Origin of the sequence: Planococcus faecalis, from assembly GCF_002009235.1 — a bacterium.
GTDB classification, from domain to species: Bacteria; Bacillota; Bacilli; order Bacillales_A; family Planococcaceae; genus Planococcus; species Planococcus kocurii.
Genome location: NZ_CP019401.1, coordinates 2,076,036 through 2,099,853, shown reverse-complemented (window position 1 = coordinate 2,099,853; position 23,818 = coordinate 2,076,036). Strand labels below are relative to the sequence as shown.

Sequence of the window (23,818 nt, the reverse complement as noted above, 5' to 3'; positions counted from 1 at the left end):
TGTGGTAAACTAAAAGCAAAATAAGGAGGAATACTTATGACGACCCAACCATTTAAACGCGTTCACTTAGTAGTATTAGATTCGGTAGGCATTGGAGAAGCGCATGACGCTGAAGCATACGGTGATAAAGGATCAGACACACTCGGACACATTGCAGAAACTGTAGGCGGATTAATAATGCCGAACATGGAAAAGTTAGGTCTCGGCAATATCGTGCCCGTGAAAGGGCTTGCACACGTAGATTCGCCAGCTGCTTATTATGGCAAATTACAAGAAGCTTCTGTTGGAAAAGATACAATGACAGGGCATTGGGAAATCATGGGGTTGAACATTGATACCCCGTTTAAAGTATATCCGAACGGTTTCCCAGAAGAGTTAATTCAGCAACTTGAAGAAAAGACAGGTCGTAAAGTAATCGGCAACAAACCAGCAAGTGGCACTGAAATTTTAGACGAGCTGGGTCAACAGCATATGGAAACAGGCGCAATTATTGTTTACACATCTGCAGATCCTGTATTGCAAATCGCAGCTCACGAAGAAATTGTTCCTTTAGAAGAACTGTATCAGATTTGTGAAATTGCACGTGAATTGACATTAGCACCCGAATATTTAGTAGGTCGTATTATTGCGCGCCCATTTCTTGGAGAGCCTGGAGCATTTAAACGGACATCAAATCGCCATGACTATGCTTTAGCACCATTTGACCGTACGGTGATGAACGAATTAAAAGATGGTGGCAAAGATGTTATTGCCATCGGAAAAATCGATGATATTTACAACGGTGCAGGTGTCACAAAAGCAATTCGCACAAAAGACAATATGGACGGCATGGATAAACTAGTGAAAGTCGTTAAAGAAGATTTTCATGGATTAAGCTTTTTAAATCTTGTGGATTTTGACGCACTTTATGGACATAGAAGAAATCCTCAAGGTTACGGGGAGGCGTTAGAAGCTTTTGATGTGCGTCTTCCAGAAGTATTGGAAAACATGCAGCAAGATGATTTGTTAATCCTTACTGCAGATCACGGCAACGACCCGACATTCCCTGGTACAGATCATACGCGTGAGTATGTGCCACTTTTAGCTTATTCACCACGTTTTAGCGGTGGTCAAGAGCTTGAAACAGGAAAGACATTTGCAGACATTGGCGCAACCATTGCGGAGAACTTTTCGGTGGATATGCCTAAATTCGGAAAAAGTTTTTTGTCTCGATTAAATGGTTAAGTATGTTTTATTTGAAATGAAAACTAAATGGAGAAGGCGGTAATATTCATGAGAATGGTAGACCTGATTGAAAAAAAACGAGACGGCAACGAATTATCGACTGAAGAAATTACGTTCATCATCACGGGCTATACAAATGGAGACATCGCTGATTACCAAATGAGCGCTTTTCTAATGGCAGTTTATTTTCAAAACATGACAGAGCGTGAACGCGCAGATTTAACAATGGCGATGGCAGAGTCAGGCGACCAAATCGATTTATCAGCAATCGAAGGCATTAAAGTGGATAAGCACTCTACCGGCGGAGTGGGAGACACGACAACATTGGTCCTTGGACCTTTAGTTGCGGCATGTGGCGTTCCAGTTGCAAAAATGAGTGGTCGTGGTCTAGGTCATACGGGTGGAACGATAGATAAGCTAGAAGCAATCGATGGTTTTCATGTTGAACTTTCAACAGAAGATTTTATCAAACAAGTAAATGACCATAAACTAGCGGTAATTGGACAAAGTGGTAACTTGACTCCAGCAGATAAAAAAATGTACGCACTGCGTGATGTAACGGGAACCGTTAACAGCATACCGCTAATAGCAAGCTCGATTATGAGTAAGAAAATTGCAGCAGGAGCAGATGCAATCGTTTTAGACGTTAAAACGGGCGAAGGTGCGTTCATGAAAACGCCTGAAGACGCTAAAGAACTAGCGCATGCGATGGTTGGAATTGGCAATGCAACAGGCAGAAAAACAATGGCGATTATTTCTGATATGAGCCAACCTCTTGGATTTGCGATTGGTAATGCGTTAGAAGTTAAAGAAGCAATCGAAACATTACAAGGTAAAGGTCCGGAAGATTTAACCGAACTGTGTATGGTACTAGGCAGTCAAATGGTTGTCGTTGGTGGTAAAGCCGCAACCTTAGAAGAAGCACGTACGATGCTGGAAAAAGTAATTGAAAACGGGCAAGCTTTGGAAGTTCTCAAGCAATTTATTGAGGATCAAGGCGGAAATCCAGCGGTGGTGGATGATGTCACATTATTGCCACAAGCTAAATTTATAACAGAAGTTCCCTCTAAAGAAGAAGGTTATATTTCATTTATGGAAGCGGACGAAATCGGCACAGCGGCTATGGTGTTAGGTGCAGGCAGAGCAACAAAAGAATCGGTTATCGATTTAGCTGTTGGCATTGTTCTTCATAAGAAAGTTGGAGACTTTGTAAAAACTGGCGAGGCCATTGCTACAATTTATTCAAATACAGAAGAGCTCGCAGAATGTTCTAAAATGATATATAATAGTATCGAATATACAAGTAGACCGGTTGAAAAAATCAAACTGATTTCAGCTTTGATAACCGATTGACAAAATCTTGCTGGGTAATTGCTCAGCAAGATTTTTCATATACATAAGTGAAACTAGAAGAGAGATTTTTTAGTGAATAGTAGGGGATAATTCTGCTCTTTCTTCTTAAACTCTTTTAATAACACATCATAAGGAGGCGCTTTTTTTGCATTTATATGGCACACAAACAATTAATGAGCAAGGTCATTTGACGATCGGTGGGACCGATTCAGTGGCGTTAGCTGAGAATTACGGCACACCACTTTATGTTTACGACATTCAATTATTCCGTAAACGCGCTAGAGCGTTCCAACAAACCTTTATAGATGCCGGAATTGGCTATCAAGTCGCTTACGCCAGTAAAGCTTTTTCGACGGTTGCAATCTATCAAGTGGCAGCAGAAGAAAATCTGTCACTAGACGTGGTTTCTGCTGGAGAATTATACACAGCGGTCAAGGCGGGATTTCCGGTTGAAAAAATTCATTTTCACGGCAACAACAAAAGCCTGGAAGAATTGCAGATGGCGTTTCAAGTAGGAATCGGTTGCATTGTAGTCGATAACTTTTATGAAATCGACTTATTAAAGAGACTTTCCGAGCAAACCAAGCAATCAATGAATATTTTGTTGCGTGTTACTCCAGGCATTGAAGCTCACACACATGACTACATCACGACCGGACAAGAAGACTCGAAATTCGGTTTTGATTTGAAAAATGGTCAAGCTGACGAGGCATTCGAGCAAACCTATAATCACCAATATTTGAATCTAATGGGTCTACATTGTCATATTGGTTCACAAATTTTTGATACGAGTGCATTTCAGTTAGCTTCTGAAAAATTACTGCGAAAAATGGCTGGATGGCAACAGCAATTCGATTATACATGTGCCGTATTAAATTTAGGTGGCGGCTTTGGTATTCGCTATACTGCAGAAGATCAACCCCTTGAACCAGCTGTCTATGTCAGTAAAATGATTGAAACCGTGAAACAAACTTCTGAAGCATTGGGTTATCCGATTCCTGAAATTTGGATTGAACCAGGCCGTTCCTTGATTGGAGATGCCGGAACGACGCTTTATACGATTGGATCAACAAAAGAAGTTCCAGGAACGCGGAAATACGCTGCGGTTGACGGAGGAATGTCCGATAATATTCGTCCTGCTTTGTACGGAGCGAAATACAGTTCGCTCCTTGCTAATAAAGCAAATGCGGCTGCGACCGAGCAATACACAATTGCTGGGAAATGTTGTGAGTCAGGAGATAAACTTATCGAACAGGCTGAATTGCCACTAGTAGAAGCAGGAGACCTTTTAAGTGTTTTCTGCACAGGAGCTTATGGTTATTCAATGGCAAGCAATTACAATCGCATTGCACGACCAGCTGTTGTATTTGTTGAAAACGGCAATCATCAACTCGTTGTAAAACGTGAAACGAATGATGATTTGATCAAACAAGACTTACCTTATTCTCAAAAGGCTGTCCAAAGATGAAAAAAGGGAACCTGTTCTTACTGCTTTTTATTCTAGCGATGGCGATGGCGTGGGGGATTATTTACTGGATCTTTTTTGCAGAAAATGTCATTAGCGGATAAAGAAGGCTCTCTTGAGTTATCAAGAGATCTATAGTAATATGGTAAAAGCCGCTTTTAGACGAAAATGAGGGATTTAATTATGTTATTCAGATATAAGAAATCATTCGAAAAAATTGCTATGGGGCTTATGTCGTTCATGCCGAAAGAACGAGAGTTAAAAAAGCTTCAACAAACGATGCATATTTACGAGGAAAACCCCGATTGGCAATTGTTCCTTTGGAAAAAAGAGGATGATTTTGTCGGGCTATTAGGTGTGGAAGTTAGCGAAGAAACTTTCACCATCCATCACATATCCGTGAATCCTTCTCATCGCGGAGAAGGAATCGGTCGTGAAATGATAGGCAAAATCCAGCGTATAATGCAAGATCGAGAAATGCTTTCAACGGAAGAAACAGATGCGTTTCTCAAAAAATGTCCAGAAAAAAAAGGCGACCTTTAATTTAAAGGTTTCGCCTTTTTTTTTGTTCGCGTAAACTAATGATTGAAGATCGGTCACGAAGTCTATGCTTATGCATGAGGAAATAAGGATCTTGCAGCGTTAGCGGATTTTCTAAACGATAGGATTCTACTGCTTGTTTTAGATTTTCTGAAATAATAGGAATGTCTTGTGCGACAAAAGGCTTGCGTTCTGTGACAGCTTTAATCGAATCGGTTAAAATACCGATTAGCTTTTCATGATCAACGCCGTCAACCCAAACTCCTCCTGCAGAAAGCTTTACCTTGGCGCGGATAAACGACCGCAGTGCACCGGGATAATTGCTTCTTCGCCAATGGTACATGCCGACTGCTAATTGAATCCAGCCAGTCAAGGGATGTAATTTGTCTTTCGGGGCAACAGACTTCCAATAATCTTCTCCGACTTCATGGCATTCGAAAAAATCTTTTTCTTGATTAAAATTAATAATATACTGAATAAACAGCGGATGGTGAAGTGGATGCATTTTGATCCCCTTTCTACTATAATAAAGAATAATTGCCCATTAACTGGGATAGATGAGTATTTAAACAGTCAGGTGGTATAGTAATGTCTTACGAAGTGAAAGTGGAGGCCTTTGAAGGTCCTCTTGATTTATTATTGCATTTAATCCACCGTTTGGAAATTGATATTTACGATATTCCTGTTTCACAGATTACTTCACAGTATATGGAACACATACGTGCGATGCAAGTTCTAGAATTGAATGAAGCGAGTGAGTATCTTGTTATGGCGGCAACTTTGATTGCGATTAAGAGTAAAACCTTACTGCCAGTGCATGAGGGAGAGCTCGATGAAGTAGAGTATGACTTTGATGAGCAGGACCCACGAGAAGAATTGGTATCGCGACTTGTAGAATACCGTAAATTCAAAGATGCTTCCTCGAATTTAAGAGAGTTAGAAAGTAATCGTTCCGCCATCTATACGAAAGCCCCAATGGATTTGTCGGAAATACAAGCAACTATTCCCGGTGAGCAAGTTGATCTTGATGTGAATGCGTATGATATGCTTGGGGCTTTTCAGAAGATGCTGCGTCGGAAACAGCTAAAATCGCCTTTGTCTGCGCGCATCACTCGTCAGGAAATTTCCATCAAACAACAAATGACAGCTATTGTCGACCAATTAAAATTGTCAAAAGGTCGTACGTCTTTTAATGATTTATTTCCATCAAATGATAAGACTGTATTGGTGGTATCGTTCTTATCAATTTTAGAGTTGATGAAACGTCAAGTCATTGCAGTAGAGCAACAAATGAATTTCACGGATTTGATGGTGGAGCTCAGAAAGGACAAGTGGGAATATGAAGACGAATCTTTCGAGTAAAATAGAGGCACTGCTTTTTGTGGCAGGAGATGATGGCCTAACATTAAAACAGCTTCAATTTTTAACAGAAGTGAGCAATGAAGAGTTGCAAGCGGGAATTAGTGAATTGCATTCACGCTATGACGCTTCTGTCAGTGGCATTGCCCTTAAGGAATTAGCAGGTGTCTTTCAACTTGTCACTAAACCAGAAGTAGCTGAGACAATTCAAAAGTTAGTGGAAAATCCGACGGTCCAAGCATTGTCTCAAGCTTCGTTAGAAGTATTAGCGATAATTGCTTATAAGCAACCTATTACACGAGTTGAAGTAGAAGACTTACGCGGAGTGAAAAGCGAAAAAGCTCTTCAAACGTTAACTGCTAAAGGACTTGTTCAAGAAGCAGGACGTGTAGAAGGAACCGGTCGTGCCATTTTATACGGAACGACAAGCGAGTTTTTAAATTATTTTGGATTAAAAAGTTTAGACGAACTTCCACCATTACCTGAAGAAGCAGCAAATGATTTGGATGAAGATACGGATCTTTTTATGACAAATTTTCAAGAAGCCTTTAAAGAAGAAGTAAAAGTGTAAGGTTGTTCTAGAAGGCTGTGTTATTGACAGTCTTCTTTTCTTTTGAGCTTAGCGCTTCCGCTTTTACAGAAAATGTGACATAATTCCGAGAGGAACGAACGGCATATCGAGTTATTGTAATACATTTGCAGTGCTTGGCTCGGTTAAACAAGAAACGAGACACATTTCCGTTTTTCGCTTGTTTGGCCGCAGCACCTGTGTTCATCAGGCGCGTACGCTTTTCGAAAAAAATACTAATGAGGTGAACTTATTTATGGAAAGATTACAGAAAGTACTTGCACACGCAGGCGTAGCATCAAGACGTAAATCAGAACAATTGATTTTGGACGGCAAAGTAAGAGTCAATGGAAAAACAATTAAAGAACTTGGCGTAAAAGTTTCAAGTTCAGATAAGATCGAAGTAGAAGGCGTTCAGCTTGAAAAAGAGCAGAAGGTCTATTATTTGCTGTATAAGCCACGCGGTGTCATTTCCGCTGTTTCTGATGATAAAAATCGGAAAGTCGTCACAGATTTTTTCACGGATATTGAAAAACGGATATACCCAGTCGGGCGTTTAGATTATGATACATCTGGTTTACTGATCATGACGAACGATGGCGAATTTGCCAATATGCTGACACATCCAAAGTTCGAAATTGATAAAACGTATGTAGCTCGCTTAAAAGGGATTCCAGAAAGAGACGATTTGAAAAAACTAGAACGTGGCATCAAACTAGAAGATGGCATGACAGCACCTGCTAGAGTAAAGCTACTGTCTGGTGATAAAAAGACAGGTAAAGCAATCGTGCAAATTACCATCCATGAAGGAAGAAACCGCCAAGTCCGTAGAATGTTTGAAGCAATTGGATTCCCAGTTCAGAAACTGAGTCGTGAGCAGTTTGCTTTTCTAACTCTACACGGCTTGAATGCTGGTGAATCACGTGAACTTTCTTCGCATGAAGTCAAATTATTGCGTGTATTAGCGGATACAGGCAAACGCGTCTAACGTTCACAAACCCTTCAAAACTCCAGACTTGTGACTGTTTAAACTTTGTTATAATTAGGTTTGTCTAATATACCTCGAAGGAGGAACAAGCATGGATGAGCAAGGAAAGAAGAAAAACAACAACAAGAAGCAAAGGCGAGCTGTGATGAGAACGGCAATTTTGGCGATTTTAATAGCTGCTATAGGTTATACCATCTACAACAGTGCAACAGCTGAAGATGTCAGTGTACTTAAAGTCGGTGATAAAGCTCCTGATTTTGCTTTAGTAGATCTTGAAGGCAATAATCACAAATTATCAGATTATGAAGGTCAAGGTGTCTTTTTGAATTTCTGGGGTACGTGGTGCAAACCGTGTGCGAAAGAAATGCCAGCTATGGATCGGCAATTTGATGTCTTTTCAGACCAAGGCGTTCAAGTGCTTGCAGTAAACATTGCTCAATCGGATTTTGAAGTCCAATCTTTTGCGGATCAATACGGCTTGTCTTTTCCAGTAGTGATTGATAAAACAAAAAGTGTGATGACGGCCTATAACATCAGGCCATTGCCAACTACAGTGCTTGTTAATCCGGAAGGAAATATTCAGCGCATCATTACAGGTGAAATGACCGAACAGGATATTGAAGGGTTTATGGAAGAAATTAAACCTGACTAAGGAGATTTTTGGGATGGAGAATTTGCAATGTCAATGCGGTCATGTAAATCCGCCGGGTACGAAACTTTGTGAATCGTGCGGGCGGTCTTTGACTGAAAAAGATCAAAAGAGCAAACTGGTGGACATGCGTTATGAAGGAACGGCAAGACGTTCACAAACGTATAACAAATCTATTATTGACAAAATTTGGAACTTCTTTTCAAGTGTTAAAGTGGGCGTCAGTATTATTGTTATCTTGCTGGTAGCAGCAGCAATTGGTACGATTCTGCCGCAGCAAGCGTTTGTTCCGGCAAATACGGAAGCAACAATAAAGGATTATTACGCAGATACTTATGGCAGTATAGGGCGGGTTTATCATGCTCTTGGATTTCATGACTTATACAGTTCTTATTGGTTTATCGCCTTAGTAGGCATGCTTGCTATTTCTTTAGTAATTGCTAGCTTAGACCGTTTTGTCCCGCTTTATAAATCACTAAAAAAACAGCGTGTTCTGCGTCATCCAAGTTTTATGGAAAAACAGCGTATTTACGCTGAGGGACTTGGTTCAGAGGACACGCTACAAAAAGCTGAAACAAAGTTAAAAGAGTTAAAGTACAATGTTCGTACGGATAAAAATGGATTGCTGGCTGAAAAAGGCCGTTATTCCAGATGGGGTCCGTACGTCAATCACATTGGACTAATTATCTTTTTGTTTGGTGTTATGTTGCGCATGATTCCTGGTTTTTATATCGATGAGAGTTTATGGCTGCGTGAAGGTGAAACTAGAGCCATTCCTGAAGTGCCAGGCTATTACCTAGAAAGCGAAAACTTCGAACTTGAAACTTATTCAGGTGAAGGCGAAGAAGAAATTTTCGGTGAAGCCTTAGACCGTGTAGGTACGGTAGCGAAAAACTATCAAACGGATGTTATTTTGTATCAGAAGAAAGAAGATGCATTGCCTGGAGCAGCTGATAGCCAGGAGGTTGTTAAAGAATTTCCGATTCGTGTCAACCAGCCTTTAAAATTCGATGGCTATGCGATTTACCAAATGGATTACCGTTTGGATGAATTGAAAACAATGACATTTGCTTTGACTAACAAAAAAACAGAAGAATCGCTTGGTGAACTGACCATTGATTTGATTGATCCGGAAAAAAATTACGAACTTGAAGGTGGTTCGACTGTTGAACTACTTGGTTACTACCCAGATTTTTCAGGCTTTGAAAACGGTGAACCACAAACGGCAACACCATTGCCGAATAATCCTGGCTTCTTGGTGAAATTGACTACTCCTGAAACACCAGAAGCAGAAACAAGTTTTATTACGATTCAAAATACAGTAGAACCATTAGGTGAAAATGACTTTAAACTGACTTTCCAAAGTGTTGAAACGCGTGATGTATCGGGTCTTACAGTTCGGAAAGATAGCACTTTGCCGATTCTTGGTCTTGGCGGTTTGATCTTCATGATTGGTGTGGCACAAGGGATGTACTTTAACCATCGACGTTTCTGGATTCAACAGAAAGCGGATGGCACGATCTTGCTTGCGGGTCATACCAATAAAAACTGGTTCGGCTTAAAGAAAGATCTTGATCAAGTTGTTGAGTATGCATCATTGCCTGCTTACACAGATCAGCAAGATGAAATCGACCAAACAGAGAAAGCGGAAAAGGAAGGTGAAATATTGTCATGACATTAGCTGATATAAGTTCAAACCTATTATATGTAGCATTTATTGCTTATCTAATTGCAACATTCGTTTTTGGTGGAGCAGTTAAAGGCAATAAAGAGGGAACATTTAAATCGGAAAAACGATGGGGCAATGTTGCGATTATTATTACCCTTATCGGTTTTGCTGCCAATCTAGGCTATTTCTTTACTAGATGGGGCGCAACTGGCCATGCACCGCTAAGCAATATGTTTGAATTTACAACTGCTTTCGGTATGACTTTAGTTGGTGGATTTGTCATTTTGTACTTCCTCTACAGAACGCCGGTTCTTGGTATGATCGTACTGCCTGTTGCTTTACTGATCATCGCATTTGCTAGTATGTTCCCGAGTGAAGTTAGCCCACTTATTCCAGCCCTGCAAACAAACTGGTTGGCAATTCATGTCAGCACGGTTGTTATTGCAGAAGGAATTTTAGCTATTAGTGCCGCGGCAGGTCTAATTTACCTATTAAAGGTAGTAGACCTTACGAAGAAATCTAAGCAACGCTTTTGGCTTGAAGCAATTATGTACTCACTAGTATTAGTACTTGGTTTTGTATTAGCTAGTTCGTTCTTTTCTGTTACAGGCTATGAAGCAGAATTTAATTATGTAGATAAAGAAGCTAAAGAAGCTGCGATCACATATACAATGCCACCTATTTTTGGTATGAATGAATACGAAGCGTTAACAGACGATGCGATGACACCACTAATCGAAACGCCCGCCATTGTTGATGCTGCAAAACTGACGACTGTTCTTTGGTCAGTGATGGTCGGGACAGTTCTTTATTGGTTGATTCGTCTGGTTTTCAGAAAGCGTATTGCTGCAATTCTGAAACCATTCGTTAAAAATGTTAATCTGCAGCTGATGGATGAAATTGGTTACCGCGCCGTAATTATCGGATTTCCAGTCTTCACCCTAGGTGCCTTAATATTCGCCATGATTTGGGCACAAATTGCTTGGTCACGTTTCTGGGGCTGGGACCCGAAAGAAGTATGGGCATTGATCACTTGGTTATTCTATGCAGCATACTTGCACTTGCGTTTAGGTAAAGGATGGCAAGGTGAGAAGTCTGCATGGCTGGCTGTTATTGGCTTTGTGATCATCATGTTCAACTTGGTAGCAGTCAACTTAATAATTGCCGGGTTACATTCTTACGCATAAACAGATAGGCCTTTTCCGGAAACGGAAAAGGCTTTTTATTTATTAGGTAAATTAGAGCGTTCTGAGTTGATACATGCTGGCGCTTTTCTTTATTTTTTACAGAGTTATCGTTACAATGATACATATATAGAAGAAAGTTGGAGGGGTTAGCATGTCTGAAGAGATTACGATTTTAGTGGTAGATGATGAAGAGCGGATTCGACGATTGCTGAAAATGTATTTAGAGCGTGAAGGGTACTTAGTAGAAGAAGCTGAAGATGGTGTTCAAGCATTAGAAATGGCTTTGGAAAAGGATTATCATTGCATCTTGCTCGACCTAATGATGCCTGAAAAAAACGGTGTAGAAGTTGCTACAGAATTGCGTGAAACAAAAATGACACCGATTATCATGCTTACTGCTAAAGGAGAAGAAGCTAACCGAGTAGAAGGCTTTGAAGCTGGAGCGGATGATTACATTGTTAAACCGTTTAGTCCTAGAGAAGTGGTATTGCGTGTTAAGGCAATTTTACGCCGTTCATCTGCCTATTCACCGATATCCAATTCAACTGCTTCAAAAGACTTAGTAGTTTTCCCTCATCTTACGATCGACCACGATGCGCATCGTGTCACGGCTGATGGTGTGGAAGTAAATTTAACGCCAAAGGAATATGAATTATTGTACTTTTTAGCAAAAGCACCAGACAAAGTTTTTGACCGTGAGCATTTGCTGAAAGAAGTTTGGCATTACGACTTTTTTGGTGATTTGAGAACAGTCGATACACACGTTAAACGGTTACGCGAAAAATTGAATCGCGTGTCTGAATCGGCTGCGAAGATGATTGTTACTGTGTGGGGCGTCGGCTATAAATTTGAGGTCGGCAATGAATAGAATATGGAATAGTGTTGTCGGGAAGCTGTGGATTACGATCCTGCTTCTCGTTTCCTTTGTCCTTTTTATTGTGACAGTTCTACTTTTAGAGTTTTTGGGGAACTATCACAGTGAAACAGTGGAAGAAGCGTTGAACAGTGAAGCCAATATGATTGCGAATATTTTTAATGATCATGAAGAAGTGACCAGTTCGTTAGAAATTATAGAGGATATTATTGGGCAAGAAACCAATGCTGTAATTGCTGAAGAGCCTTTTGATAGTAGCTATTACATTCATGACGGATTGAATGGCGCTGAAACCCGAGAAAAAATATTAAATGAACCCTCTTTTCAAAAAGTGTTTGAGACAAGTGAAACAGTGATGAAAGAAATGCTCCTGCCTTCACTAACAGAACAAAATCGTCTGGAATCGTATATTGTCTTGGCTAGTCCGTTAAAGACTGGTGAAGACCGCCATGGTGTCGTATTTATCTATCAATCGTTGGAAGTGATGGACCGCACTGCAGAACGAACTACTAATATTGTATTTCTATCAGCGTTTATCGCACTTTTATTGACAACATTTTTTGCTTTCTTTTTATCCTCACGGATTACCTCTCCTCTCCGCAAAATGCGAGAAGGTGCTTTTGAGTTAGCGAAAGGAAATTTCGATACAAAAGTCAAGGCAACTTCTAGTGATGAAATTGGTCAATTGGCTACAGCGTTCAATCAAATGGGCCGTCAATTAAAGCATCATGTGGAAGTAATCAATCAAGAAAAAGAACAATTATCAAGTATTCTGACATCAATGGCCGATGCGGTCATTACTTTTAATCAAGATAAAACCATCTTGTTGAGCAATCCACCGGCTGAAAAGTTACTGCAGCAATGGATTTTTAAAAATGGTTCGACTAAAGCGCAGCCATTGCCGCCTGAAATGCTTCATATGCTTGACCATGTACTAGGTCTAGAAGAAGAAATTGAAGAAGAACTCGAAATTGAAGGTGCTTATTACGCCATTAATTTCAGTCCTTTATATAGTGGCGAATCGATACGGGGAGCTGTCGCTGTTTTGCACAATATGACAGAGCAGCATCGCCTAGAGAAGCTGAGAGAAGACTTTATTGCTAATGTATCACATGAGTTGCGAACACCAATTGCGATGCTTCAAGGCTATAGTGAAGCGATTTTAGATGATGTTGGGGCATCTGAAGAAGAACGACGTGAAATGACCAGAATTATTTACGAAGAATCGCAGCGGATGGGTCGATTGATTACTGACTTGCTGAATTTGGCGCGTTTGGAATCAGGCCACATGCGACTTTATAAAGAAATTGTTCAGTTGAACAGTGCAATCGAGCGGATGACATTGAAGTTTTCACAAATTGCCAAAGAAAACGACGTTCAATTAAGGTTTGAAACGACAATCGATGATTGGGCAGCTAGTGAGATGGATCAAGACCGAATTGAACAAGTCATGACAAATTTGATAGATAACGCTATACGACATACACCTGCAAACGGACAAGTCGTAGTTCGTGTCGAACAACAGCAGGAGTACGCAAAAATTTCAATTAATGATAACGGGATAGGTATTTCAAAAAAAGATTTAGAATTTGTCTTTGAGCGTTTTTACAAAGCAGACAAAGCGAGAACACTTGGAAAAGGTGGCACAGGACTAGGTTTAGCCATCGCTAGTAACATTATCCAAGCCCATGAAGGTAAAATATACGCAGAAAGCTTAGAAGGGCATGGAACTTCTTTTGCCTTCCTACTGCCTTTGAAAAATATGTAACTTTCTAAAGACGAAGACGACTAATCTTAAGAGCGGAGGGAGTATATTGAATGACTCCGTTTTCCATCGACTGTACGATGAATTTCATCAGGATGTCTTTCAGTTTTTGATTTATCTGGTGAAAAATAGGCATGTGTCAGAAGACTTAATGCAAGAAGTGTATATTCGTGCCTTTCGAGCATACGATCGCTTTGAAGGAAGAAGTTCAGAAAAGACATGGCTTTTTTCGATTGCAAAAAACGTGGCGATCGATCATTTTCGGAAAACAGCAGTACGCACAAAACATTCGATGGCGTATTTTGATTGGGAAACACAACAATTGGTGTCGTCTGAAAAACTCCCAGAAGAAGTTTCCTTATTGAATGAAGATAAAATATTTCTTTATAAAGCATTGGATACGTGTACAGGAGATCAGAAAATGGTCGTCATAATGCGGTTTTTTCAAGACTTGTCGATCGCAGAAACTGCAGAAGTTTTAGGCTGGACTGAAGGAAAAGTGAAGACAACACAACATCGTGCAATAAAAGCATTACGTGAAAAATTAATAGCTAGGGAAGGGGGAGACGACAATGTCAAATGACAAATGGACCGATAAATCCATCGAAGATTTGTTAAATGATTTCCCTTCAATAAAAGATAATCGAGCAAAAGAAAAAATTTACAGTCAGCTGGTTGATCAAAAGAAAGGTCAAAAGCGTCCGAAAAAATGGTTGCCCTTGCTTGTAGCGGCATTGGCATTTATTGCTTTTGGAATGCTGGTCTCCTCTATTATCAGCCAAAATGGCTTGGATGCTGCTCAAAATAAGGACAGTTCAAATGAAGAATCAGTAGCAACATCAACTGACAGTTCAGAGCAAGCTGATAGCTCGTCTGAAGCTGAAAGATCTGGCACTGAAGAATCAAATCAATTTTCTGTAGCGCAAGCAGATGAAGTGTTGCGAACTTCAGTTTACGAAGAAACGATTGGAAACCAGACATTAATGACGATCGGCTTAACCGAAAATGCTAACGTGGTGCCCGTTTCTTTTCTTGTTCCAGAAAATCAGATAACAGCAGCATTTGGAGATTTAGTACCATCATCGCTTGAATTGTATCAGCAATATGCAGACGATATTGACGAAACGCAATTAGGTTTCGATGAGTACCACCCCTATCTAGGTAATTTAGAAAAAACGGTGAAAGGAATACGCCACATCTTGCCGCAGGATCACCAATACGATTTGGCTTCTGCAAGTATAGGTGTGTATTTCAATACACTTTCGGCGACTTTTCCAGACGTCGCTGAAATTACAGTAGTCAATGAAGATGGTTCTGCAGCAGAATTTTCCCAGGTAGGATCTGTAGAAGCAATCAGTCCAAAACAGAAAGATGTTGCTTATTATTCATTTACAACGACAAATGGCGAAATTTATCTTGCTCCGGGATACGATAGTCCTTTCGCCGCAGCGACTGAAGCGATCGAAGCGCTTGCGCAAAGCCCAAACGACTTTTATCGTGCTACAATTCCACAAAATGTGGATTTTCAACTATCAGAAACTGGAGATTTGGTGCAAATTGATTTTGAGGGCTCAGTCGATTTAGAAACAATGGATCGTTTAGAAGCAGTTCGAATGATTGAAAGTTTGGCGTTGACTGCAGCTTCTTTTGATAAAAAAATAGCAGTAAAAGGGTTACAGTCTGATAGTTGGAACGGGTTTGATTTTACTCAGCCATTACCCGTTCCACTAGCGCCTAATTTATTAGAATGGCCAATACAATAAGGAAAAGAAGCGTTGTAAACAAATTTGTTTACAACGCTTCTTTTTTATACTACGATTAGGCTATAACAAAATATCGATTCATCTTCGGGGCAGGGTGAAAGTCCCTACCGGCGGTAATTGAACTCTGTTCATAAGCCCGCGAGCCGTAAAACGCAGGATTTGGTGAAATTCCAAAGCCGACAGTATAGTCTGGATGGGAGAAGGTGAAGGTGCGGACGTTTGTCGTTTACATGTAGACGGAACGCTTATTAAGTGTGCCTTTTCTCCCTTAAGTACTAGTGCTTAAGGGATTTTATATGTAAATGTTGGGTCCAAGCTTTTCTTCTGGTGAATCACGACAAGGAGAGAGGAATATGAAGAACAAAAAGTTACAAACGATGATTGTGATTGGGATGTTAAGCAGTATTTCATTTATATTGATGCTTTTTAACTTTCCATTACCTGCATTACCGGCTTTTTTGAAAGTGGATTTTAGTGACGTACCGGCATTAATTGCAGCCATCACGATGGGGCCAGTTGCAGGGATTTTAGTAGCATTCTTCAAAAACGTGTTGGATTGGCTTTTTGCAGGAAGTCCGACAGGTGTACCTGTTGGTCATATGGCTAACTTTATAACAAGTTTGCTGTTTATCCTTCCGGTTTATGCTATCTACCACAAAGTAGCGAATAAAAAAGGCATGATTTTTGGCTTAGCTGTGGGAACATTAACTATGGCAATTGGTATGAGTGTTTTAAACTATTTTGTGTTCTTGCCAATGTATACGTACTTTTTAAATGTGCCTGCTGAAACGGGCAATGCGTTATTTGGCACAATCGTCTTAGGGATATTACCATTTAACTTAATCAAAGGTCTATTGTTAACTTCGGTCGTCCTGCTAGTATTCAGCAGCATGCACACATGGATCGAAAAGCAAAGATCCTATTATTTATCATAGATATAGAAAAGCGAAAACAGCCGTGTAGATTTGACGGGCACAAGATGCACTGGCGAAGCGGCATTTTTTCAGCCGCATAGCCAGTGTGGCTTGTGACCCTAAAATATGGCTGGTTGAGTCTGGACAAAGAAAAGTGAAAACAGCCGTGTAGATTTGACGGAATTTGAATTAGCACAAATTAAAAGAAGGCGTACTGGAGGGATTCTCCAGTACGCCTTCTTTTTTGATTCAGTCTTCGTATTTTAACGGATCGCCTTCGAAAGATGCATCTGCAACTTTGATCGAATCTGTTGGACAGCCTTCAAATGCATCTTCCATGTCTTCTTCGAGTTCATCTGGAACTTGTTCTGTTCCCATGTTATTATCTAAAATAACAAAAGCGATTCCTTCGTCATCATAATCATAAATGTCAGGTGCAGCAGCACCACAAGCACCACAAGCGATGCAAGTGTCCTTGTCGACAATGGTATACTTAGCCATATTGTTTTCCACTCCTTTATCTCCGAACAAGTTCAGTTATACTATCGTATTTATTCTAAAGGTGTTTGAACAGTTTTTCAACCTAAAACCGTTAGGGGGAGCAAGCTTGTTAGTTACTGAACTCATTTTGGCCATTATGAAGACTGTCGATCGGCAGCGAACCGTCTCTTCTCCCTATCATTTGATAAAAGGAAAGAAGTCTGGGCAAACGATACAGGATATTGGTTATTTCGGCCTTTATCCTTATTTTGGCGTGTTGCCAAAACTGGATAAGAAAGCCTATGATCAAGTAGTTCAAGGCTTGTTTTCGCAAGGTTATTTACTAGCAAATGAACAAGTTATTGAACTATCCGAAAAAGCGTTAAAGTTAAGTGTTGCCCCGTCGTCGTTGAATGGTTGGAAATACCGAGGGAACGAAAATTTGTTTTTTAGTCGCTTGTCACTAATTGTTCAAACTTTGTCCCACGTCAGTCAACGCGTAAAAAGCTTTGACCCCGTTGTCAGTAATGAAGAAGTGCAAAATTGGGTGAAAAGATACCTGCAACGGATTCAGTTTCGTGATTTAGCTGTAGTTCAAGCGTTTAAAAAAGAACTCTTTACTACATTAGCCGAAACGGACATTTCTGAAACACATAAAATGATTTTGATCGAGCGTTTAACGGGTTTTACGATAAGTGGCTTAACGTGGCAGCAAATTGCCGATTCTAAAGAACTATCCTTACTGGATGTTCAATTAATGACAGTAGAAGTTTTGCATGGTTGGATGGCAGTGATCGAACAGTCCAAGCCTCAATTGCTGGTAGGTCTCATGGAAGGCATTATTCAGCAGTCTTCCTTGACCGAAACAGCGCAGCGCACAGAAAAATTGTTCGAAAGAGGATTTAACTTGGAACAAATTGCGTCATTACGCCAATTAAAAACCAGTACGATCGAAGATCATGTGGTCGAATTGGCAATGAACGATCCTTATTTTAACTATATCCCATTTGTGGGTCATGAACAGTACGAGGCAATTATTGCCGAAAGCCGACGTCGAAAAACGAAAAGATTACGTGAAATTAAAGAATTTTTACCTGAAGTCAGTTATTTTCAAATACGTCTTGCGCTAGCGATTAGGAGGGAACGAAGATGAATCTCGAGGAATTATTGTATTCAAGCTATGGTTTTTCTTCATTTCGTCCTGGTCAGCGCGAAATTATCGAGCGAGTAGTCGCAGGTGAGGATGTTATTGCGCTACTGCCAACTGGAATGGGCAAATCTATTTGTTATCAATTGCCGGCTAAAGTTTTACCTGGAAGTATCTTAATCGTTTCACCTTTATTATCACTCATGCAAGATCAAGTGGTTCAATTAAAAAAAATGGGAGAGAAATCCGTAGTAGCCATCAACTCATTTTTAAAGCCAGAAGACAAAGAAAAAATTATGTCTAAGCTCGGCTCTTATAAATTCATTTTTATATCCCCAGAAATGCTTGTCCAACCGTTTATTAAACAAAAATTACAGCAGATGCAAATTTCGCTACTAGTTGCTGATGAAGCACATTGTATTTCGCAGTGGGGGTTTGATTTTAGACCAGATTACTTAAGGATTTCAGAAATTTTGCCTTTTTTGAATTCCCCTCAAGTGTTGGCACTGACGGCAACTGCTACGGACAAAGTCACCAAAGAAATAAAAGAGTATTTAGCTTTGAAAAAGCCGTTTGTGTATTGTCATCCGATGGATCGAAAAAATATTGTGTATGATTTGAAAAAATTTGATGACAGTCGTGAAAAAGTAGATTTTTTGAAAAAATTTGTTCAGAAGTTTAATGGTCCCGGTATTATCTATGCAGGAACTAGAAAAAAGTCCCAGCAACTGTCTATGCTATTAACAGAGCAAGGAATTTCTTCAGCTTTTTACCATGGGGGTATGGAGCACCAAGATCGCATTTTTGTACAGCAACAATTTCAAAACGGAGAAGTGCAATGGATTTGCTCCACAAATGCATTTGGCATGGGTGTTCATATTCCGAACATTCGTCACGTCATCCACTTTCAACTGCCGACTTCTATTGAAGGATATGTGCAAGAAGTTGGAAGAGCTGGTAGAGATGATAAACCGGCTTTAGCTACTTTACTGTATGCACAAGGGGACGAGGTATTGCTCGAAAGTTTAGTGATGGATGATTTACCAACACAGCACGAGATAGAAGCAGTTTATAGCAAAGGAGCTACTGCTACTTATTTAATCGATCAAGGAATCGTTCGGGAGACGGCTTTTCGAGTAATCGCTTATTGGCTGACAAAGTTGCCGTTAGATGGTGTCATCAAGCAAATGGAATTGCTGAGAAAAGGAAAAAGGCAACAAGCGATAAAAATTCGTGAATTGATTTCGCGCGAAACTTGTCTGCGGAGTTACATCATCGAATGCTTTGATCAACAACTAATAGATAAACCGACCAACTGCTGCGTTAACGACGGAATTGATTATCAAATTTTTGAAGCCTTTGCTTCACCGAAAGAAAAGCGATTGCCACTTGAATGGCAAGACCGTTTAAGTGTAATATTACCTATGTAAGAATCTTATTAACTGTCATTTACAAATGAGCCTTTTTTCGTCATAATAGATATATTAGTACAGATAGGGGTAGTCATGTATGGGGAATCAAAGTTATCATGAGTCGATTGAAAAGAATCGACAGGAAATATCGGTGGACAAAAATTCGGCATTGTCGAGAGCAGGTCAGAGACAGGCACAAAAACCCAAAACTAAAAAAACTAAAAATCTTTTGATGCCTGCATTATTTTTTATATTTATCTTAATTCCGGTTTCTTTGCTGATTTATGTAGCTTTCGTATTTGAACCCGACGATTCATTGACAGCCAAACCCGCAGAAAACGAAGTGAGTTTTGAGATGAATGCCCAACCATCCCAATCTTCTGTTGCTGCGGCTGATGAAAAAGAAAAAGAAAAAGCTGAGAAAGCCAAAGTAGAAGAAGCCAAAGCTGAGAAAGCCAAGGCGGAAAAAGCACGGGCCGACGCTGAAAAAGAAAAAGTAGAAAAAGCGGAAGCGGAAGCTAAAGCACAAGCTGAAGTAAAGGCTAAAGCTGATGCGGAAGTAGCCGCCAAAGAAAAAGCTGATGTAGAAGCCAAAGCTGTAGCTGAAGCACAGGCGAAAAAAGAAGCACAAGCTGAAGCACAGGCGAAAAAAGAAACACAAGCTGAAGCAGATAAAAAAGAGGAAATACCAAGTGCTAATGGTAAGACTTACGTAGTACAATCTAGCGAAACGCTTTACCGTATTGCAGTAAATAATTACGGAGCAGCAGGAGCAGCAGCAGCGGTAGAAAAAATCAAACAAGCTAATGGCTTGAGTTCGAATAGTATTAGTCCGGGTCAAACTTTGGTTTTACCTTAAGCCATTCGACGGATTAACAAGTAAGTAATTAGGGAATAACAGTAACATCATAGAAAGTGGGGCGAGCAAATGTTTGTTAAAAGTGTAATGGTTGAAAGAGAAAAATGTTATGCAGTCAAAATGGACGATTCGGTACAAGTAGGCTTTGATTTACTAGAAAAACACACAATTGATGCTTTACCTGTAGTTGAAGGCACTGAGTACAAAGGAATCTTCACTTGGTATCATGCTTATCGTGCGTTTTTCTATTCAGGAAAAACGAAAGAAGATTTTGTTAGCTCAACTAAGGTCAGCGATGTAATCGTGAATGAAGACACTTATTTGAGCATCAATGATGTCTATGAAAAAGCGTTAGTGGAATTAAATGATTTTCCAATTATTGCAGTAGTTGAAAAACATCAATTTTTAGGGATTGTTACTCGCTTTGATATTGTCAATCAATTACAAAGTGCCTTTGGGATGAACCAGTCAGGCTATCGTATTACGTTCACTTCAGTAGAATCAGAAGGGCGTATTGGACGATTGGGAGAGATTATCGAGAAATACAAAGAGTCGGTTATTTCACTTGTTACTTTTGATGAAACCAATAAAATGGTTCGTCGCATCGTTCTAAAGATTAAAAAGAAAGACAATATCGATCGTTTTGTCAAAGAACTTGAGAAATCTGGTTTCCGAGTATTGGACATCGCAGAAGATAAATAGCAAAATAAGATAAAAAAACATAAGCCTTGCTTATGTTTTTTTGTTCTTTGTGAAAGGAATCATTGCATGAAATATTTAATGAAAATCGCTTTGGCAGCGCTCGCTTTTCTGCTAGTGATGGTGCGCAATGCCTTTGCAGAAAAGCTCATCCAGCAAACGGTTAAATTACCCACAGACAAAGCATTCGAACCGTTCAAGCTTCTTTTTATTGCCGATATCCATAGGAGAGTCATTAAAGCAGACTTGATCAAGTTTCCTGTCGATGTGATTGTAATCGGCGGCGATTTAGTAGAAAAAGGCGTACCGCTTGAACGGGTTCAAGAAAATATTAAAAACTTACGTGCTTGTGCACCTGTGTATTTTGTGTGGGGCAATAACGACCGGGAAGTAGACGAAAATAAACTCAGAGAAATTTTCAAACAATTTGATGTAATTGTGCTAGAGGATGAGTCGGTAGCTTTGTTTGGCAATGAACAGTTGAAGTTGGTCGGACTCGATCATTTTGCCTATAAACCGAACGGATTCAAAAATGCTTTCGAAAATGTTAAAGAAAACGATACTGTATTGTTTGTCTCACATACACCTTTTGACTTTTGGAAAGTAAAAGGACCGTATTCAGCCGATTTGTTGCTGGCTGGTCATACGCACGGCGGTCAAATTCGGATTGGTCCATTCGGTTTATTCGATAAGGGCTCGATGAAAATAAAGAAGGACCGAATTGAATTAATCAGTAATGGTTTTGGTACGACGACTCTGCATTTGAGACTGGGTGCACAGGCAGAATATCATGTGCTAACAATTACGCCTGCAATTAGAAAAGATAAAACAATTGTCATAAAGTAGCAGAGTCCTTTATTCTTAATTAAGAATAAAGTACAGGAGATGGTTTGAAATGGAATATGTAGATGCGCTTATTATTGGCGGTGGACCTTGTGGGTTATCGACCGCAATCGAATTGAAGAAACGTGGATTGGAAACAGTAGTTATTGAAAAAGGCAATATCGTCAACGCGATTTTCAATTACCCAACACACCAAACTTTTTTCAGTACGAGTGAAAAACTAGCGATTGGCGATGTGCCCTTTATTATAGAAGGACGGAAACCAAAACGAAATCAAGCTTTGGTTTATTACCGGGAAGTGGTTAAAAGAAGTCGTATTAAAGTGCGGCCGTTCGAAATCGTGGAACGTGTTGAAAAAGATGAATTATTTACTGTGGTCACTTCAAAAACTCAATACAAGGCGAAATATGTAATAGCAGCAACAGGCTATTACGATCAGCCAAATAAACTTGAAGTTGAAGGGGCGGAACTGCCAAAAGTGATGCATTATTTCAAAGAGGGGCATCCCTATTTTGATCAAGATGTGTTAGTAATCGGTGGTAAAAATTCGGCTGTAGACGCGGCTCTAGCTTTACATAAAGCTGGTAGTAGAGTGACAGTATCTTATCACGGCACGAGCTACTCCAAAAGTATCAAGCCGTGGATTTTGCCAGAATTTGATGGTTTAGTGAGAAAAGGTGAAATTACGATGCTGTTCGATTCAATGGTAGATCGCATTACAAACAGCACGGTAGAACTGACGGTTAATGACCAAAAAGAAACACTTTCTAACCAATTTGTTTTTGCTATGATTGGCTATCATCCAGATCATCAATTTTTAAAATCAATGGGCATTTCCATCGATTCGATTTCAGGTCGACCGACTTTTGATGAACAAACAATGGAAACAGATATAGACAATCTATATATTGCCGGTGTAATAGCTGCAGGCAACAATGCCAACGAAATTTTTATAGAAAATGGGCGTTTTCATGGGCAACAAATTGCAGAAGCGATTGCTGAAAAAGAACATAGACCTTAAATAGATCTTTTTTAAAATAGATTTCAAAGGACAGTAAACACTGCGAACGTGAAAGGGAGTTTTAAGATGAAAAAAAAAGTATCATTAATTACAACGGGTGGTACCATTGCAAGTCGGGAAATTTCTGATGGGCTTTTGGAGTCTGGTGCAATTTCAGGGAAAGAACTGGCGGAACTTTGCCAACTCCCAGAAGAAATTGAAGTAAAAGTAGTCGATGTATTCCAATTGCCAAGCATGCACATTGGTTTTGAACAGATGTTGACAGTTAGAGAAGCGATTCTACAAGAACTTCAAGATCCTGAAGTTGAAGGAATCGTTGTCACACACGGAACAGATACTTTGGAAGAGACTTCTTACTTTTTGGATCTGACAATCGATGATGATCGGACTGTGGTCATTACAGGGTCACAGAGATCTCCTGAAGAAGTTGGCACCGATGTCTATTCAAACTTACGCAATTCAATTTATGTAGCAGTAAATCCTAATCTGAGAGGCATTGGAGCTGTTGTGGTCTTTAACGAACGAATTTACAGTGCGAAATATGTGAAGAAAGTGCACTCCAGTAATTTACAAGGCTTTGATTCGTTTGGGCATGGTTATCTCGGCATTATTGATAACGATACGGTACGTGTTTACCAAAAACCAATTATCCATGAGGTGCATGCTGTAACAAAGTCGTTGCCTCGAGTAGATATTATTAAATGTTATTCAGGTCAAGATGGTTTTGTTATTGATCAGCTAGTGGCAGGGCCGTCAAAAGGGATTGTTTTGGAAGCAGCAGGTAGAGGGCAGGTATCTCCGCACATGGTCGATGCAATTGATCGAGCTGTAAGACAAGGGATACCGGTCGTTTTGACAACGAGTGCTGAAGAAGGCAATACTTATCCGGTTTATAGTTATCCAGGTAGTGCTCATGATTTGTTAAATCGTGGCGTTATTTTAGGGAGCGATTACGATAGTAAAAAAGCGCGCATCAAGCTCGCAGTTTTGTTGTCAGTCGAAGAACATGTGAAAACAGATGCTTTTAATCGGTAGCGGT

At 39.9% G+C, this 23,818-nt stretch carries 24 protein-coding genes and 1 riboswitch; of the genes, 22 read left to right on the top strand and 2 right to left on the bottom strand.

The genetic code is table 11. The features are described 5' to 3' along the window. Positions 1-36 precede the first annotated feature (36 nt). The 4 genes from deoB (at position 37) to AJGP001_RS10510 (ending at position 4,585) form a co-directional block, all read left to right on the top strand. The gene (gene deoB, locus AJGP001_RS10525) at positions 37-1,224 is read left to right on the top strand and encodes a phosphopentomutase (protein ID WP_071154505.1); all 1,188 of its coding nucleotides are present in this window, start codon (positions 37-39) and stop codon (positions 1,222-1,224) included. Positions 1,225-1,272: 48 nt separating this feature from the next. Continuing rightward, positions 1,273-2,577 carry a pyrimidine-nucleoside phosphorylase gene (locus AJGP001_RS10520; protein WP_071154504.1) on the top strand — a complete coding sequence of 435 codons (1,305 nt, stop codon included), beginning with the start codon at positions 1,273-1,275 and terminating at the stop codon, positions 2,575-2,577. A gap of 145 nt (positions 2,578-2,722) precedes the next feature. Further along, positions 2,723-4,045 (top strand): diaminopimelate decarboxylase, encoded by a 1,323-nt coding sequence (gene lysA, locus AJGP001_RS10515; protein WP_071154503.1) that lies wholly within the window; start codon positions 2,723-2,725, stop codon positions 4,043-4,045. A 180-nt stretch (positions 4,046-4,225) separates the two neighbouring features. After that, a complete protein-coding gene (locus AJGP001_RS10510) occupies positions 4,226-4,585 on the top strand; it encodes a GNAT family N-acetyltransferase (protein WP_058385009.1) in 360 nt (119 codons plus the stop codon). A gap of 1 nt (position 4,586) precedes the next feature. Here AJGP001_RS10510 and AJGP001_RS10505 read toward each other — a convergent pair whose 3' ends face one another. Beyond that, positions 4,587-5,087 (bottom strand): DUF309 domain-containing protein, encoded by a 501-nt coding sequence (locus AJGP001_RS10505; RefSeq protein WP_071154502.1) that lies wholly within the window; start codon positions 5,085-5,087, stop codon positions 4,587-4,589. 83 nt (positions 5,088-5,170) lie between these two features. Between AJGP001_RS10505 and AJGP001_RS10500 the strand changes: the two genes are divergently transcribed. From AJGP001_RS10500 to AJGP001_RS10450, 11 genes are all read left to right on the top strand, one after another. After that, the gene (locus AJGP001_RS10500) at positions 5,171-5,944 is read left to right on the top strand and encodes a segregation/condensation protein A (protein ID WP_071154501.1); all 774 of its coding nucleotides are present in this window, start codon (positions 5,171-5,173) and stop codon (positions 5,942-5,944) included. Then, a complete protein-coding gene (gene scpB, locus AJGP001_RS10495; RefSeq protein WP_058385012.1) occupies positions 5,922-6,512 on the top strand; it encodes an SMC-Scp complex subunit ScpB in 591 nt (196 codons plus the stop codon). Before AJGP001_RS10500 ends, scpB begins: the two co-directional genes overlap by 23 nt. Positions 6,513-6,765: 253 nt before the next feature. After that, positions 6,766-7,497, top strand: coding sequence for a pseudouridine synthase (locus tag AJGP001_RS10490; RefSeq protein ID WP_058385013.1), 732 nt, complete (start codon positions 6,766-6,768; stop codon positions 7,495-7,497). A 91-nt stretch (positions 7,498-7,588) separates the two neighbouring features. After that, positions 7,589-8,149, top strand: coding sequence for a thiol-disulfide oxidoreductase ResA (gene resA, locus AJGP001_RS10485; RefSeq protein ID WP_058385014.1), 561 nt, complete (start codon positions 7,589-7,591; stop codon positions 8,147-8,149). A gap of 13 nt (positions 8,150-8,162) precedes the next feature. Then, positions 8,163-9,821, top strand: coding sequence for a cytochrome c biogenesis ResB family protein (locus AJGP001_RS10480; RefSeq protein WP_071154500.1), 1,659 nt, complete (start codon positions 8,163-8,165; stop codon positions 9,819-9,821). After that, positions 9,818-11,002, top strand: coding sequence for a c-type cytochrome biogenesis protein CcsB (gene ccsB / locus AJGP001_RS10475; RefSeq protein WP_078080518.1), 1,185 nt, complete (start codon positions 9,818-9,820; stop codon positions 11,000-11,002). The genes AJGP001_RS10480 and ccsB overlap by 4 nt, the downstream gene beginning before the upstream one ends. 151 nt (positions 11,003-11,153) lie before the next feature. Then, complete coding sequence (locus AJGP001_RS10470) at positions 11,154-11,870, top strand: response regulator transcription factor (protein WP_058385017.1); 717 nt, start codon at positions 11,154-11,156, stop codon at positions 11,868-11,870. Continuing rightward, positions 11,863-13,644, top strand: coding sequence for an ATP-binding protein (locus AJGP001_RS10465; protein ID WP_071154499.1), 1,782 nt, complete (start codon positions 11,863-11,865; stop codon positions 13,642-13,644). Before AJGP001_RS10470 ends, AJGP001_RS10465 begins: the two co-directional genes overlap by 8 nt. Next, positions 13,637-14,224, top strand: a complete 588-nt coding sequence (locus AJGP001_RS10460) for an RNA polymerase sigma factor SigX (RefSeq protein WP_342743355.1) — start codon at positions 13,637-13,639, stop codon at positions 14,222-14,224. Before AJGP001_RS10465 ends, AJGP001_RS10460 begins: the two co-directional genes overlap by 8 nt. Further along, on the top strand, positions 14,214-15,404 hold the full coding sequence (locus tag AJGP001_RS10455) for a hypothetical protein (RefSeq protein WP_071154498.1): 1,191 nt from the start codon (positions 14,214-14,216) through the stop codon (positions 15,402-15,404). Before AJGP001_RS10460 ends, AJGP001_RS10455 begins: the two co-directional genes overlap by 11 nt. A gap of 76 nt (positions 15,405-15,480) precedes the next feature. Continuing rightward, positions 15,481-15,613: riboswitch (FMN riboswitch) on the top strand. A gap of 144 nt (positions 15,614-15,757) precedes the next feature. Further along, entirely contained in the window at positions 15,758-16,339 is a 582-nt protein-coding gene (locus AJGP001_RS10450; protein WP_058385021.1) for an ECF transporter S component, read from the top strand. A gap of 228 nt (positions 16,340-16,567) precedes the next feature. Here AJGP001_RS10450 and AJGP001_RS10445 read toward each other — a convergent pair whose 3' ends face one another. Then, entirely contained in the window at positions 16,568-16,819 is a 252-nt protein-coding gene (locus tag AJGP001_RS10445; protein WP_071154497.1) for a ferredoxin, read from the bottom strand. Between the two features lie 106 nt (positions 16,820-16,925). Here AJGP001_RS10445 and AJGP001_RS10440 point away from each other — a divergent pair, with 106 nt between their 5' ends. From AJGP001_RS10440 to AJGP001_RS10410, 7 genes are all read left to right on the top strand, one after another. Further along, positions 16,926-17,951, top strand: coding sequence for a YpbB family protein (locus tag AJGP001_RS10440; protein WP_071154496.1), 1,026 nt, complete (start codon positions 16,926-16,928; stop codon positions 17,949-17,951). Beyond that, positions 17,948-19,375 (top strand): RecQ family ATP-dependent DNA helicase, encoded by a 1,428-nt coding sequence (locus AJGP001_RS10435; protein WP_071154495.1) that lies wholly within the window; start codon positions 17,948-17,950, stop codon positions 19,373-19,375. Before AJGP001_RS10440 ends, AJGP001_RS10435 begins: the two co-directional genes overlap by 4 nt. 79 nt (positions 19,376-19,454) lie before the next feature. Then, complete coding sequence (locus AJGP001_RS10430; protein WP_071154494.1) at positions 19,455-20,216, top strand: LysM peptidoglycan-binding domain-containing protein; 762 nt, start codon at positions 19,455-19,457, stop codon at positions 20,214-20,216. Positions 20,217-20,285: 69 nt separating this feature from the next. Then, the gene (locus tag AJGP001_RS10425; RefSeq protein ID WP_071154493.1) at positions 20,286-20,918 is read left to right on the top strand and encodes a CBS domain-containing protein; all 633 of its coding nucleotides are present in this window, start codon (positions 20,286-20,288) and stop codon (positions 20,916-20,918) included. 66 nt (positions 20,919-20,984) lie between these two features. Continuing rightward, positions 20,985-21,761 carry a metallophosphoesterase gene (locus tag AJGP001_RS10420; protein ID WP_071154492.1) on the top strand — a complete coding sequence of 259 codons (777 nt, stop codon included), beginning with the start codon at positions 20,985-20,987 and terminating at the stop codon, positions 21,759-21,761. A 49-nt stretch (positions 21,762-21,810) separates the two neighbouring features. Continuing rightward, positions 21,811-22,779 carry a YpdA family putative bacillithiol disulfide reductase gene (locus AJGP001_RS10415; protein WP_071154491.1) on the top strand — a complete coding sequence of 323 codons (969 nt, stop codon included), beginning with the start codon at positions 21,811-21,813 and terminating at the stop codon, positions 22,777-22,779. Positions 22,780-22,845: 66 nt separating this feature from the next. Then, positions 22,846-23,814: an asparaginase gene (locus tag AJGP001_RS10410; RefSeq protein ID WP_071154490.1), complete on the top strand. Its 969-nt coding sequence runs from the start codon at positions 22,846-22,848 to the stop codon at positions 23,812-23,814. Positions 23,815-23,818: the final 4 nt, after the last annotated feature.

What these genes read in the sequence shown, in the direction of transcription:
- deoB (WP_071154505.1), top strand. Translation starts at nt 37, where the DNA reads ATGACGACCCAACCATTTAAACGCGTTCACTTAGTAGTATTAGATTCG.
- AJGP001_RS10520 (WP_071154504.1), top strand. Translation starts at nt 1,273, where the DNA reads ATGAGAATGGTAGACCTGATTGAAAAAAAACGAGACGGCAACGAATTA.
- AJGP001_RS10510 (WP_058385009.1), top strand. Translation starts at nt 4,226, where the DNA reads ATGTTATTCAGATATAAGAAATCATTCGAAAAAATTGCTATGGGGCTT.
- AJGP001_RS10505 (WP_071154502.1), bottom strand. Translation starts at nt 5,087, where the DNA reads ATGCATCCACTTCACCATCCGCTGTTTATTCAGTATATTATTAATTTT.
- AJGP001_RS10500 (WP_071154501.1), top strand. Translation starts at nt 5,171, where the DNA reads ATGTCTTACGAAGTGAAAGTGGAGGCCTTTGAAGGTCCTCTTGATTTA.
- scpB (WP_058385012.1), top strand. Translation starts at nt 5,922, where the DNA reads ATGAAGACGAATCTTTCGAGTAAAATAGAGGCACTGCTTTTTGTGGCA.
- AJGP001_RS10490 (WP_058385013.1), top strand. Translation starts at nt 6,766, where the DNA reads ATGGAAAGATTACAGAAAGTACTTGCACACGCAGGCGTAGCATCAAGA.
- resA (WP_058385014.1), top strand. Translation starts at nt 7,589, where the DNA reads ATGGATGAGCAAGGAAAGAAGAAAAACAACAACAAGAAGCAAAGGCGA.
- AJGP001_RS10480 (WP_071154500.1), top strand. Translation starts at nt 8,163, where the DNA reads ATGGAGAATTTGCAATGTCAATGCGGTCATGTAAATCCGCCGGGTACG.
- ccsB (WP_078080518.1), top strand. Translation starts at nt 9,818, where the DNA reads ATGACATTAGCTGATATAAGTTCAAACCTATTATATGTAGCATTTATT.
- AJGP001_RS10470 (WP_058385017.1), top strand. Translation starts at nt 11,154, where the DNA reads ATGTCTGAAGAGATTACGATTTTAGTGGTAGATGATGAAGAGCGGATT.
- AJGP001_RS10465 (WP_071154499.1), top strand. Translation starts at nt 11,863, where the DNA reads ATGAATAGAATATGGAATAGTGTTGTCGGGAAGCTGTGGATTACGATC.
- AJGP001_RS10455 (WP_071154498.1), top strand. Translation starts at nt 14,214, where the DNA reads ATGTCAAATGACAAATGGACCGATAAATCCATCGAAGATTTGTTAAAT.
- AJGP001_RS10450 (WP_058385021.1), top strand. Translation starts at nt 15,758, where the DNA reads ATGAAGAACAAAAAGTTACAAACGATGATTGTGATTGGGATGTTAAGC.
- AJGP001_RS10445 (WP_071154497.1), bottom strand. Translation starts at nt 16,819, where the DNA reads ATGGCTAAGTATACCATTGTCGACAAGGACACTTGCATCGCTTGTGGT.
- AJGP001_RS10435 (WP_071154495.1), top strand. Translation starts at nt 17,948, where the DNA reads ATGAATCTCGAGGAATTATTGTATTCAAGCTATGGTTTTTCTTCATTT.
- AJGP001_RS10430 (WP_071154494.1), top strand. Translation starts at nt 19,455, where the DNA reads ATGGGGAATCAAAGTTATCATGAGTCGATTGAAAAGAATCGACAGGAA.
- AJGP001_RS10425 (WP_071154493.1), top strand. Translation starts at nt 20,286, where the DNA reads ATGTTTGTTAAAAGTGTAATGGTTGAAAGAGAAAAATGTTATGCAGTC.
- AJGP001_RS10420 (WP_071154492.1), top strand. Translation starts at nt 20,985, where the DNA reads ATGAAATATTTAATGAAAATCGCTTTGGCAGCGCTCGCTTTTCTGCTA.
- AJGP001_RS10415 (WP_071154491.1), top strand. Translation starts at nt 21,811, where the DNA reads ATGGAATATGTAGATGCGCTTATTATTGGCGGTGGACCTTGTGGGTTA.
- AJGP001_RS10410 (WP_071154490.1), top strand. Translation starts at nt 22,846, where the DNA reads ATGAAAAAAAAAGTATCATTAATTACAACGGGTGGTACCATTGCAAGT.